Genomic DNA, 11,756 nt, shown 5'->3' with positions numbered 1-11,756 from the left:
TCACGCTGCGCTCCGGTGTCTGTGGCGTCCCCGCTGTGGCCACTTGCTCGCGGGGGTCTGCCCGTGTATCCCACAGCGGTTGCGAGCGCGCCCCCGGGCCGACCGCAGCCTGCACGTCGCATGCTCTTCGACTGGGTATACGGCCTCTTCTCCAACGACATGGCCATCGACCTCGGGACGGCCACGACGCTGACCTATGTCAAGGGCAAGGGCATCGTCGCGCACGAGCCCAGCGTGGTCGCGGTTCAAAAGCAGGGCGGCGTCGTCAAGCGCGTGCTCGCGGTCGGTAAGGAGGCCAAGGAGATGCTCGGCCGCACGCCTGGCAACATCGTCGCCATTCGCCCGATGAAAGACGGGGTGATCGCCGACTTCGAGGTCACCGAGGCGATGATGCGGCACTTCATCAACCGCGCGCACAACCGCCAGACCCTGGTCAAGCCGCGGATCATCATCTGCGTGCCCTCGGGGATCACCGAGGTCGAGAAGCGGGCCGTGCGTGACTCGGCCCTGGCCGCTGGCGCGCGCGAGGTGTTCTTGATCGAAGAGCCGATGGCCGCGGCGATCGGCGCGGGCCTGCCGATCACCGAGCCCGGCGGCAACATGGTCGTCGACATCGGCGGTGGCACCGCCGAGGTCGCGGTGATCTCCCTGGCCGGGATCGTCGCCTGCAAGAGCGTGCGCGTCGGCGGCGACAAGATGGACGAGGCGATCGTCCAGCACATCAAGCGCAAGTACAACCTGCTGATCGGCGAGCGCACCGCCGAGAAGGTCAAGATCGAGATCGGCACGGCGGCGCCCACGGACGTGGTCATGACCATGGAGGTCAAGGGGCGAGATCTCGTCGCCGGGATCCCCAAGACCGTGCTGATCGACTCCGACGAGATCCGCGAGGCGCTCTCGGAGCCCGTCTCGGCCATCGTCGACGCCGTGCGCGTGGTCCTCGAGCGCGCGCCTCCGGAGCTGTGCGCCGACATCGTCGACAAGGGCATCGTGCTCACCGGCGGGGCCGCGCAGCTGCGCAACCTCGACGTGCTCCTGTCCGAGGAGACCGGCCTGCCGGTGTTCCTGTGCGACGAGCCCGACTTCGCCGTCGTGCTCGGTTCGGGCGCGGCCCTCGACGAGATCGACATCCTGCGCGAGGTCGCCATTGAGTAGCGGCGAGTGTAGCGGCGGCTAGCCGCGGGAGAGCGGGCGCATGGCAGTCTCTCTTCGCGACGTCCGCAGCGGCGCGATCGTGGTCTTCTTGCTGGCCATCCCGATCCTCCTGCTGCGCAGCACGATCCAGGACCCCCACCGGATGAACGGCTTCGACCGCGCCGTGCACCGCATCGGCGCGCCGCTCGAGGCGGGGGTCACCTACTCGGCGCGCTGGGTCGGGAGTTTCTTCGAGCGCTGGGTCTTTCAGGCGCGGATGCTCGACGAGAAGGAGCGCCTGGAGGAGCAAAACCGCGAGCACAAGCGCCAGCTCGTCGAGCTCGCCCAGCTGCGCGAAGAGAACCGCCAGCTGCGTCGTGCCCTCCAGATGCGTGACCAGGTGCCAGAGGATCTGCTCTCGGCCGCGGTCACCGGCGTGGAGCAGTCGCCCTTCTTCCGCGTGGTCAAGATCTCCGTCGACCGCGGCGACGACTACGTGCGCCCCGGCATGGCCGTGCTCGCCCCCGACGGCGTCGTGGGCCGGATCAACCGGACCCACGCCGAGCACGCCGACGTCATGCTGATCACCGACCCCGAGAGCAAGATCGCCGTCGAGGTCGCCAGGACGCGCTGCCCCGGCATCCTCGAGGGCCTGGGCGAGGATCAGTGTCGGGTTCGAATCATCTCCTGTGACGAGCCGGTGGTCGAGGGTGATGTCATCCAGACCTCGGGTGTCGACGACCTCTTTCCCAAGGGCCACCCCGTGGGTCGGGTGACAGTCGTGGATCGCAAGGTCGACGCGCAGATCGTCGACGTCGTGCCCAGCGTCCGCTTCGATCGCCTCGATATGGTCTGGATCGTCCTCGCCAACGCGCCAGAGGCAGATCCGCAGGCCGGAAAGCCCAGGCCGCGGCTGCCCGGGCGCGGCCTGTCTCCGCTGCACTGAGCGGCTGTGGTTCTGGCTGCGGTGCTGGGGCCTGAGCCCCCTATGGCTGCACTCGGTAGCGGAATATCAGCGTTCAGGCGGCTCCAAAGTGAGTACCTGGGTATCACGTTGAGGACATTGACACATGTCGACGAGGCCGAGTGTAGTTATTTGTAACTGTCCCAATGGGCCATTGAGGTGCGAATTCGGGCCTATTTGAGGCTTTGTAGAGCACGCTTCAGCGCGCTCTTGCGCTGCTCGCGCCAGGCTTGAAAATTCAGCTAGACTGGAAGAGCGTGACATGCGCCTACTTGTGGGTGCTTCACTCAGCCACCAAATCGGTCTAGTTTCTCATTTATAAACACCTCAGAACTTGTACTCTGAATCACGTTTCTGGGCTTCGAAAGCAGATATCGACGTTTTAGTTGGGTGTTGCGCTCTGAGCGCGAACCACATTCGCCCCCCATCGGAGATGGTCCAGGGTGGTACCATGTACCTAAAAGGGACGAATTCAGCTCCACTGGATTTTTTTGATATACATGTTGAAATCCACGCGCCCACGTTGTACACCAGAATTGTCGAACAGATACGGGATCCAAAGTTGAAACCTTCATTCGATTGATTGAATTCAACACCCTTCTGTCGACTGTTTAGATCGAATCATCGATCGAGCTCTCGCCGACGGCCATGGATGCGCCGGCGTAGAGGCTCCGAGGAGAAGCAGGGAATGCGCTACATCAGGATGTACAAGGGCAGCGAGGATGGAGCCCCGGGTGTGACCCTCTACGAGGTCGACCGCGAGGGCTGGGTGCATCGCCAGCTTCAGGTTCACGCCGAGGGCGTGCGCTTCTCTCCCGAGGATATCCTGCTGCGGCGTCCGGTCAGCGTCGGTTACATGGTCAAGCACCCCGACGCCGAAGAGATCAGCGCCGAGGACTTCGAGCTGCACTGGGCGGAGTTCGACCACCGCAGGCGCTTTCGGGAGCGCATCCCCAACCCCTGGCGCGCCTGGTACGGGCAGATGAGCGCCGGTGGTGAGGATCGAGAGCTGCGCTGGGTCCCCTCCGGGGCGCACCCCGGCGAGGGCTGGGCTCGGGTGCCGGGCTTCGTGCGGCTCTACGTCCGCGGGGGCTCCCGCGAGGCCTGGGCGACCCAGCGGGCGCTCTTCCTCGAGGCGGACATCTCCTGGGTCGCCTATCACAGCGACGACGTCGAGCTCCCGACCCGTCAGGTCGTCGAAGGCCCCGGCCTCGCGGCGGCGCTCCACGGGGATCGCTTCATGGCCATGGACATGCTGACCTGAGCTCGCCGGCGCGGGCATGCAAAGAGGGCGGAGCGACCGAGGTCGCTGCCGCCCTTTTTGTTTGCCCGGGGAGTTCAGCGCTCGGGATTCAGAGCACGACCTTGATCAGCAAGAAGGCACCGACCAGCAGGGCCGTGAACGCCAGCGTGACCAGGTTGAAGTAGCGGTCGATGAAGTCGCGGGCGGCGTCGCCGTAGCGGCGGACGACGGCGGCGACCAAAAAGAAGCGGGCGCCCCGGCCGACCACGCTGGTCGCAATGAAGGCCGGGAGGTTGATCTTGGCGACGCCGGCGGCGATCGTGAACACCTTGTAGGGGATCGGCGAGAACCCGGCAGCGAACACGATCGCAACGCCGTATTCGTGATAGTAGTTGGTGGCGTGTTCGAATTTATCCGCGGAGAAGAGCCGCGGGATGATCATCGGCTCCACGCTCGACCAGACCGCGTAGCCGATGTAGTAGCCAATCACGCCGCCGATCACCGAGCCGATCGTGCACCACAGGGCGAAGCGAAACGCCCGGGTGGGGGCCGCGATGCCAAGGGCGATCAGCAGCACGTCCGGCGGGATGGGGAAGAAGCTCGACTCGGCGAGGGCGAGGACGAAGAGGGCCGGGAGCCCGTAGCGGCTGTCCGCCCAGCCCAGCACCCAGTCGTAGAGCCGACGGAGCACGTTGGGCTTGCTGGGCGCCTGCGCGGGCTCGGAGGTGGGCGTCTGGGCGTCTTCGGCGGTCACGGGCCGGGAAGCTAGCAGTCTGGCCGAAGGTCCGCACGAAGCGGCCAAATGCGCCAGGTGCGCTGAGGTGCACCGAGGGAGCGTGGGGGGATGAAGGTGCGCTAATACCGCTTGCACGCGATGCGTGAAGATGGCACAGGAGGAAGATGAAGCGACTTTCTTTGTGTTCTGGGAGCGCTGCGTTGTGTCTCGTGATCGCGTCGAGCCTGGGCTGCGGCGACGACATCGTGGAGGCGAGCGCCGACAGTGACGACGAGATCGGCGACAGCGGGGAGAGCCAGGGGAGCGAGGAGAGCGGGGAGAGCGAGAGCGGGGAAGGCGAGAGCGCCGAGGGCAGCGGGGAGAGCGAGAGCGCCGAGACGGAGACGACGGACGCCAGCGATCCCGACGCGGACATGGACGGCGTGCCGGCGAGCCTCGACTGCGACGACGACGATCCAGAGGTCTATCCAGGCGCGGAGGAGATCTGCGACGAGAAGGACAACGATTGCGACGAGCTCGTGGACAACGACGCCGTCGATGCGCCGCTTTGGTACACCGACGCGGACATGGACGGCTACGGTGACGAGAGCTCGTCGACCGCGTCCTGCCTCCAGCCCCCGGACTCGATCGGTCAGGGCGGGGACTGTAACGACAACGACCCCGAGGCCTACCCCGACGCCAACGACGTCTGCGCCCTGGGCCGGACCTGCAAGGCGATCTACGACTCTGGCGCGGGGATCGAGGACGGGGTCTACCTGATCGATCCCGAGGGCGTCGACGAGGGCGGCGAGCCCGTGGAGGTGTGGTGCGACATGACCGAAGAGGGCATGACCGCCGCGCTGATCATCAACTCGGTCAACGAGGGGTCTGACGTCGGTGACTTTGGCGACGGCTACGTCGAGAACCAGCAGCTCGCGGTCGGTCCGAGCCTGGCCTCGAGCGAGGTCTCGGACGGGGTCCAGGCCTGGCTCGACCTCAACGACTTCGAGTACACGCAGCTGCGCCTGGCGGCCTACGCAGGCGGCGACGAGGGCTATCTCAGCGAGTGGATCTCGCGTGACGACCTGCGCATCGACTTTGGTCAAAACGGATACCTGCTCTACAACGACCCCAACGGCTACTACTGGTGCGGGGGCGCCAAGTCCTACGCCGACGAGGGGGAGGGGCAGGTCAACAAGCCGGCTGGCGCCTACGACGACTGCAAGACCCACAACAACTTGGGCTCGGGCTGGGACTTCTCCGAGTCGACGGAGCGCAACATGGGGATGACCGCCTGCGGGACCGACGGCGCGGGGTGGATGTTTCGCAACTACGAGGACGGGTTCAAGATCAACTACCCCGACGGCGGAGTGGCCTACGTCGTCTGGGTGCGCTGAGCGGCATGCGGCGCGAGCCTGGAGCGCAGCGCTCCAGACTCGCGGCCGCGCCGACCTCACTGCTGGGGGATGTCGACGAAGTCCCCGCCAGAGTCGAAGTCGCACAGGTCTCCGCAACAGATCTCCTTGCCGGTCTGGCTGAGCAGCGGGCTGAGGGCGTTGACGTCCCAGTCGCCGTTGGCGTCGACGTTGATGCCGTGGATGTACAGGCGCACCGGCAGCCCGGTCTTGAGCGAGGCCGGGGTGGGGATCGAGAAGCCGTGGTTTTTGTCGGCGAAGTCGAGGTCGGCGCGGTAGAGGTTGGCCTGGACCACGGCGACCTCCTGGCCGTTGGGCCAGGCGGCGTCGCGGTGGATCGTCACCCAAGTCGGGGCGGTCGTGTCGCCGTCCTTGACCCAGCCGGCGATGGTGTCGCAGTTGGCGACGTCGTGGGTGCCGACGGGGATGTAGTAGTTGGCCGCTCGGAATTCGTCGCCGCCGAACTCGCCGTCCGAGAGCTCGAGCATGTCGGTCGTCTCGATCTCCTCGCTGTCGCAGGCCGCGAGCGGGGCGCAGACGAGGGCGATGAACAAGGCGGTGGTCGAGGGGCGGTGAAGGGGTCGAGTGTTGTCTCGCATCTCACCGGCGGCCATCGCCGGCGGCGGTGCATCCGTCAGTGCTTTTTTGGGGTCGCGGCGCGCTCGGGTTGGGGGCGGGCAGAGCCGCCGAGTGTCACGCGCTGGCGAGCACCCGCGCGAGCGCCCCGCCGAGCTCGTCGAGGGTGTAGGGCTTGCGCAGCACGTCGTGGACGCCGAGGGTGGCGAGCTCGTCGAGGTGCTCGGGGTCGGCGTAGCCCGAGGCCATGACCACGGGCAGCTCGGGGTTGAGCTCGCGCAGGCGCCGGAGGGTCTCGACGCCGTTCATGCCGGGCATGCGCACGTCGAGGACCGCGCCGCGCAGCTCGTCGCTGCGGGCGCGGAGCAGGTCGAGGGCGGTCGGCCCATCGGGGGCGGCCATGACCTCGAAGCCGAGGCGAGAGAGCAGGCGCGAGGCGACCTGGCGCGGGCCCGCGCTGTCGTCCACGAGCAGCACCAGGCCGGGAGCGGCGAAGCGCGGGCCGAGGTTCGCCAGGTCGCGCTCGGGCTTGCAGGGCGCGGCGAGCTCGGGCAGGCGGACCTCGAAGGTGGTGCCGAGCCCCGGGCTGCTGTGCGTGCTGATCTCGCCGCCGTGGCTGCGCACGACGCCATAGGCGGCGGCGAGCCCCAGGCCCGAGCCCTTGCCGAGCTCCTTGGTGGTGAAGAAGGGCTCGAAGGCGCGCTCGGCCACCTCGGGGGTCATGCCCTCGCCGGTGTCGCTGACGCGCAAGACCAGCTGAGGCTCGCCGCTGGCCGGCGCAGCTTCGGCGCGGGTCGAGATCGTCAAGCTGCCGCCCTCGGGCATGGCGTCGCGGGCGTTGAAGGCCAGGTCGAGGACGAGCTCGCGCAGCGAGGCCGGCACGCCGCGGACGCAGCGGGCGTCGAGCTCGAGGTCGAGGACCAGCTCGATCCCCGAGTCGGGCCGGTGGCGGAGCAGCTCGACGGCCTCGCGGACCACGGCGTCGAGCTCGACGGGCTCGGCCCTGGCCTGCTTGGTGCGCGCGAAGGTCAGCAGCTGCTTGGTCAGCGCCGCGGCGCGCTCGCCATCGGTGGTGATCTGATCGAGGTCGGCCTGGAGCGCGGGGTCCTCGGCGTCGAGGCGCATGAGCTCGACGGTGCCGAGGATGCTCATCAGCAGGTTGTTGAAGTCGTGGGCGATGCCGCCGGCGAGGCGGCTGACGGCCTCGAGCTTGCGGGCTTCCTGCAGCCGGGCCTGCATGCGCCGGGCCTCTTGCTCGGCGCGCTCGCGCTCGGCGATCTCGAGCACCAGGTGGCTGTGGGTCAAGCAGCGATCGATGGCCGCGGCGAAGTGGCGGATCACCGTGTCGAGCTGGGCGAGCTCGACGGGGCCGAGGGGGAGGTCGCGGTGGCCGTGGACCTCGAGCATGCCGAGGCCGCAGAGGGGGAAGAAGGCGCGGGTGTTCGTCGGGGCCCTGGGCTCGTGCTCGTGCTCGTGAGAGTCGGGCGCGAGCGAGAACGGCCCGGCGCAGACGCGGCGCCACAGCGGGTCCGCGCCGCTGATGCGCCGCGCGTGGATCTTGGAGCGCGGGGCCGCGTGGAAGAGGGTCAAGGTCTCGGGGACCGCGTCGAGCTCGGTCAGCGTCAGGGCGTCGTCGCGCAGCCACACCGCCACGTAGGAGAAGCCCTTGCGCGCGGCCAGGGTCGAGACGAAGCCGCGGCAGGTCTCGCGCAGATCGAGGGAGCTCCCGCTCGCGAGCGCGAGCTCGTAGAGCACGCAGATGTCCGCGAAGGTCTGGTCTGGGCTGTCCACGGCCTCGAAGCGCTGGCGGGCAGGGGGAAAGGGAGAGGGGGGGAAGGGGGGAAAGGGAGAGACGGGGGAGGGAAAAGGGGGAGACGTCGTGGGAAGGATCAGAGGCGCTCGTGGGCTCAGGGCTGGTGGAGCGTGGCGATGACGCAGGTCTTGTTGAAGAGCTCGATGTAGCCGTCTCCGCGCGACGAGATCTCGCCGAGGGTCGCCACGCCGAGCGGCGGGCAGCGCTGGGCGAGCGGCCCGAGCCCGCGGGTGATCGCCTCGAGCTCGGCCGCGAAGCGCTCGCCGAGGAAGAACACGCGCGAGATGCAGTCGGCGATCAGGCAGTAGCAGGTGTCCGCGCTCGGGTCGGCGCGGGCGGCCTCGCGGGCGGCCTGCTCGGCGGCGGCGATCAGGCTGTCGGGGTCGCCGTGGAGGATCGAGAGCACCGCGTTTTGGGGCACGTCGCCGACGCAGCGCAGCGCGCCGGACTCTCGGGTGGCCACGGGATCGCGGACCACGAATTCCCGACCCTGGCGCTGGAGGCCCAGGGGATAGCTGCGCGTGACCTCGAACACCTCGTCGGGGGTGACGGTGCGCCCGAGGTGCTCACCCACGTGCTCGGCGTAGACCGAAAAGGCCGGGCGCCAGTTGAGCTGGAGGACCTCGTTGCCCTGGGCTCGGGTTGCGACCAATGGGCCGCGGAAGGCGTGCCAGCCGTGGCGGACGCCCAAGCTGGCGTGCAGGCTGCTCATGCACAGCACGGCGCCGCCTTGGAACACGCCCGCGCGCGTGAACAGGCAAGGGCGCGCCGCGAAGTCGCTGGTCCCGGCGCCGCCGCCCCAGTAGCGCACGCGATCGCCGAATTCGTCGTAGGTCGCCTCGAGCAGGCGCGAGAGCCCGGGGGCGAGGCCGTCGACGAGCACGAAGAGCGTGGCCGGAGGCTCGCCGGCGGCGGGCAAGACCGCGGCCAAGCTGGCGAGGGCGGCCTCGGGCGCGTCGAAGTCGGCGACGGCCAGGGGCGCGGCGAGGCTGGGGACGCGCAGGAGCAGCGCGCCCTCGCGGTGCCGGGCGCCGGCGATCAACAGCTCGGGGAAGAGCCCGCCAAAGAAGGGACAGGGCGCCTCGGACAGGGCGGCGACGATGGCCTCGAGATCCGGGTCGCCGCCCTCGGCGACGAGCGCGAGCAGGCAGTCGTCCGCGCGCAGGTCGAGGCGCTGGGCGGCCCTAGCGATGGCCCCCGCGGTGGCCTGGGGGCAGTGGTGCTTCCATGCCGCCGCCGGCATTGTTCGAGCATAGCGCGTTTGCACCGCGGGGGGCCTTGACCCGCGGGCGCGCCCGGACATCAATTGCTCGGTGCGCCGCTCCCTGCTCGCTCTCGCCCCGGTCCTGACTGTGCTCGCCTCGTCGAGCTGCGCAAAAGATGAAGGGGCGGCGTCGGTCGAGCAGGTCGAGCCGCGCGTGGCCGAGGCCGCGCCGAGCCCCACCGCCGAGGCTGGCGAAGGTTCGCCCGCGCTCGAGGAGCTGCCGCCTACGGCCGCTCAGGAGCGCGCGCGCGTGGCCGCGACGATCGAGGGGGAGCAGGCGGTCGAGGGGGCGGCCACGGCTGGGGGTGTAGTCACTGATACGCCCGATACGCCTGATACTTCTGACGCGAGCGAGGCCGAAGAGGGTGACGGATCGGTCGAGGTCGCGGCGGCGGGCGAGGCAGATTCCAGGTCGGATCCGCTGGCACCCGAGCTGCCCTCGGGCCCCGCGCCCGGGACGCCCGAGGCCGACGCCGAATTGCTCGCCCTGCTCGACGAGTCGACCCTCACCCAAGACGAGTTCGACGCCGGGTTCAAGGCCGGCGTGGGGGTCGATGGGGACGCCCTGAGCTTTGGCGCGGGTGATCGCACGCGCAAGCGTCCCAAGGTCAGCGTGGGCACGCCGGAGATCCGCGGCGCCAAGGCGGCGACGGCCGTGGCCCTGCGCGAGCTCGCCGAGGCCGACCTGCGCGGGCTCGAGACCTGCCACGCCATGGCTCTGAGCAAGGACGCCAGCCAGCTCGGGCGCGCGACCTTGGGGTTGCGCTTCGACGCCTCCGGGAAGGTCACCGAGGTCGACGTTGGCGGCGCCGAGGTCCTGGGCGAGGCGCTGCGTGCATGCCTGGCCTCCGTCGCCGAGGGCTGGACGCTGGCGGCGGCCGCCGGCGCGACCGCGCAGCTGCCCTTGAGCCTGTCTGCCCAGTGAGTCACCATCGCGGGTGCGGGATCCATGGAGCACCTGTCCAAAGATCAAGTCGCGCGGCTGCGTGCCGCCCTCGAGGACGAGGCGGAGCAGCTGCGTGGGCGCGTGAGCACGGGCGGCCAGGAGGTCGCCGAGAACACCAACGTCGACCCCGGTGACGTCGAGGATGCCGCCGCCCACGAGGCGGGCCGCTACCGAGCGCGCCAGCTCCTGACCCGCGACCGGGCCCGCCTCACCGAGGTCGAGGCCGCGCTCGCGCGCATGGACGAGGGCAGCTACGGGATCTGCGAGGAGACCGACGAGCCGATCCCCTTCCGCCGCCTCGAGCTGCGCCCGACCACGCGCTACACCGCCGCGGCCCAGGAGGCCCTCGAGGGTGAGGGCGGGGTCGAGGACCCGCACGGCGACGAGCCCATCGCCTACTGAATCGAGTCACCATGCGCGCCCGCCCCCAGGCTCGAGCCCTCTTCCGTGCTTCCTTTGTCGTGCTGAGCGCGGTGTCGAGCTTGGCGCTCGCCTGCACCAAGCCGCCGGCGGCCCACGAGCTCGACGCGCAGCGTGACGCCAGCGCGGTGCGGAAGGTCTCCATCGAGGACGCGCCGGGGCCGTCTTTGGCCGGCAAGGGCGAAGGCGAGGGCGCTGGGGGAGCAGCGGCCGCTGGCGCCGCGGCCGAGGGCGTGGGCAGCCAGGCCGCCGAGATCCTCCCGGGCGAGCTGCCCGCGGCCAAGAGCCGCTACGACGCGCCCGCGCGCCTGGTCGCGATTGGCGACGTCCACGGTGACCTCGAGGCCACGCGTCGGGCCCTTCGCCTGGCCGGAGCCATCGACGGAGAGGACCACTGGATCGGCGGCGAGCTGGTCTTGGTCCAGACCGGCGACCAGCTCGACCGCGGCGACGGTGAGCAGGCCATCCTCGAGCTCCTCGCGCGGCTCCAGCACGAGGCCGAGGCGGCCGGCGGCGCCGTGCACCTGCTCAACGGCAACCACGAGTACATGAACGCCCTCGGGGATCTGCGCTACGTGACCCCCGGCGGCTTCGAGGACTTCGAGGACGCCCCCGGGGTCGACCCCGAGGATCCGCGCCTGGCCGCGGTCATGGCGCGCGTGCCCGAGGAGGCCCGAGCCCGCGTCGCCGCCTTCATGCCGGGCATGCCCTGGGCCCTCGAGCTCGCCAAGCGCAACACGATCTTGGTCGTCGGCGACAGCGCCTTCGTCCACGGCGGGGTGCTGCCCGACTACGCCCGGCGCTTCGAGGCGGTCAACGCCGACGGCCAGGCCTTCTTGCGCGGCGAGCTGCGCGAGCCGCCCAAGGCGATCATCGATCCCGACGGGCCGGTGTGGAGTCGCCACTACTCCGACCAGCCCGACGAGGCAGACTGCGCCCTGCTCGACGAGGCCCTCGACGCGCTCGGCGTCGCGCGGATGATCGTCGGCCACACCGTCCACAAGGAGGGCATCGGCTCGGCCTGCGACGGCAAGGTGTGGATGATCGACGTGGGCATGGCGGCCTACTACGGCGGGCCGCTGCAGGTGCTCGAGCTGCGCGGGGGCGAGCTCGAGGTCCTGCGCGAGGGCTGAGCGGGCCGAGAACGATCGGGCTGACTCGGGTGTCGCCGAGCCGGGCGACCGTGATCCGAGCCAGGTCACGCGCAGCCGGCGCTGGCCGCTTCCCCTGCTGAAAGTTTGACCCGGATCTCCAAACGTGTACCCT

At 69.6% G+C, this 11,756-nt stretch carries 11 protein-coding genes; 7 read left to right on the top strand and 4 right to left on the bottom strand.

Translation table 11 applies throughout. The features are described from left to right. Nucleotides 1-120: 120 nt before the first annotated feature. The 3 genes from G6O69_RS00150 (at nucleotide 121) to G6O69_RS00140 (ending at nucleotide 3,362) form a co-directional block, all read left to right on the top strand. Nucleotides 121-1,155, top strand: coding sequence for a rod shape-determining protein (locus G6O69_RS00150; protein WP_172301350.1), 1,035 nt, complete (start codon nucleotides 121-123; stop codon nucleotides 1,153-1,155). Between the two features lie 40 nt (nucleotides 1,156-1,195). Continuing rightward, a complete protein-coding gene (mreC, locus tag G6O69_RS00145; RefSeq protein WP_172301348.1) occupies nucleotides 1,196-2,080 on the top strand; it encodes a rod shape-determining protein MreC in 885 nt (294 codons plus the stop codon). Nucleotides 2,081-2,750: 670 nt separating this feature from the next. Then, entirely contained in the window at nucleotides 2,751-3,362 is a 612-nt protein-coding gene (locus G6O69_RS00140; RefSeq protein WP_176396529.1) for a hypothetical protein, read from the top strand. A gap of 88 nt (nucleotides 3,363-3,450) precedes the next feature. Here G6O69_RS00140 and G6O69_RS00135 read toward each other — a convergent pair whose 3' ends face one another. Beyond that, the gene (locus G6O69_RS00135) at nucleotides 3,451-4,095 is read right to left on the bottom strand and encodes a YqaA family protein (protein ID WP_346016983.1); all 645 of its coding nucleotides are present in this window, start codon (nucleotides 4,093-4,095) and stop codon (nucleotides 3,451-3,453) included. Between the two features lie 191 nt (nucleotides 4,096-4,286). Between G6O69_RS00135 and G6O69_RS00130 the strand changes: the two genes are divergently transcribed. Next, nucleotides 4,287-5,453: a putative metal-binding motif-containing protein gene (locus tag G6O69_RS00130; RefSeq protein ID WP_172301344.1), complete on the top strand. Its 1,167-nt coding sequence runs from the start codon at nucleotides 4,287-4,289 to the stop codon at nucleotides 5,451-5,453. Between the two features lie 56 nt (nucleotides 5,454-5,509). On the opposite strand, the gene G6O69_RS00125 is transcribed toward G6O69_RS00130, so the two are convergent. The 3 genes from G6O69_RS00125 to G6O69_RS00115 form a co-directional block, all read right to left on the bottom strand. Further along, nucleotides 5,510-6,085: a hypothetical protein gene (locus G6O69_RS00125; protein ID WP_172301342.1), complete on the bottom strand. Its 576-nt coding sequence runs from the start codon at nucleotides 6,083-6,085 to the stop codon at nucleotides 5,510-5,512. A gap of 79 nt (nucleotides 6,086-6,164) precedes the next feature. Beyond that, nucleotides 6,165-7,838: an ATP-binding protein gene (locus tag G6O69_RS00120; protein ID WP_172301340.1), complete on the bottom strand. Its 1,674-nt coding sequence runs from the start codon at nucleotides 7,836-7,838 to the stop codon at nucleotides 6,165-6,167. A 116-nt stretch (nucleotides 7,839-7,954) separates the two neighbouring features. Beyond that, on the bottom strand, nucleotides 7,955-9,103 hold the full coding sequence (locus G6O69_RS00115) for an FIST C-terminal domain-containing protein (RefSeq protein ID WP_172301338.1): 1,149 nt from the start codon (nucleotides 9,101-9,103) through the stop codon (nucleotides 7,955-7,957). Between the two features lie 70 nt (nucleotides 9,104-9,173). Here G6O69_RS00115 and G6O69_RS00110 point away from each other — a divergent pair, with 70 nt between their 5' ends. The 3 genes from G6O69_RS00110 to G6O69_RS00100 are packed head-to-tail and all read left to right on the top strand — an operon-like array spanning nucleotide 9,174 to nucleotide 11,623. Further along, nucleotides 9,174-10,049 (top strand): hypothetical protein, encoded by an 876-nt coding sequence (locus G6O69_RS00110; RefSeq protein WP_172301337.1) that lies wholly within the window; start codon nucleotides 9,174-9,176, stop codon nucleotides 10,047-10,049. A 24-nt stretch (nucleotides 10,050-10,073) separates the two neighbouring features. Beyond that, a complete protein-coding gene (locus tag G6O69_RS00105; protein ID WP_172301335.1) occupies nucleotides 10,074-10,472 on the top strand; it encodes a TraR/DksA family transcriptional regulator in 399 nt (132 codons plus the stop codon). A gap of 11 nt (nucleotides 10,473-10,483) precedes the next feature. After that, complete coding sequence (locus G6O69_RS00100; RefSeq protein WP_172301333.1) at nucleotides 10,484-11,623, top strand: metallophosphoesterase; 1,140 nt, start codon at nucleotides 10,484-10,486, stop codon at nucleotides 11,621-11,623. The last annotated feature ends 133 nt before the right edge of the window (nucleotides 11,624-11,756 follow it).

This window comes from Pseudenhygromyxa sp. WMMC2535 (assembly GCF_011083025.2).
The sequence above is the reverse complement of the archived record's forward strand: the minus strand, read 5'-3'. Positions and strand labels throughout refer to the sequence as shown.

What these genes read in the sequence shown, in the direction of transcription:
- G6O69_RS00115 (WP_172301338.1), bottom strand. Translation starts at nt 9,103, where the DNA reads ATGCCGGCGGCGGCATGGAAGCACCACTGCCCCCAGGCCACCGCGGGG.
- G6O69_RS00140 (WP_176396529.1), top strand. Translation starts at nt 2,751, where the DNA reads ATGCGCCGGCGTAGAGGCTCCGAGGAGAAGCAGGGAATGCGCTACATC.
- G6O69_RS00100 (WP_172301333.1), top strand. Translation starts at nt 10,484, where the DNA reads ATGCGCGCCCGCCCCCAGGCTCGAGCCCTCTTCCGTGCTTCCTTTGTC.
- mreC (WP_172301348.1), top strand. Translation starts at nt 1,196, where the DNA reads ATGGCAGTCTCTCTTCGCGACGTCCGCAGCGGCGCGATCGTGGTCTTC.
- G6O69_RS00105 (WP_172301335.1), top strand. Translation starts at nt 10,074, where the DNA reads ATGGAGCACCTGTCCAAAGATCAAGTCGCGCGGCTGCGTGCCGCCCTC.
- G6O69_RS00150 (WP_172301350.1), top strand. Translation starts at nt 121, where the DNA reads ATGCTCTTCGACTGGGTATACGGCCTCTTCTCCAACGACATGGCCATC.
- G6O69_RS00125 (WP_172301342.1), bottom strand. Translation starts at nt 6,085, where the DNA reads ATGGCCGCCGGTGAGATGCGAGACAACACTCGACCCCTTCACCGCCCC.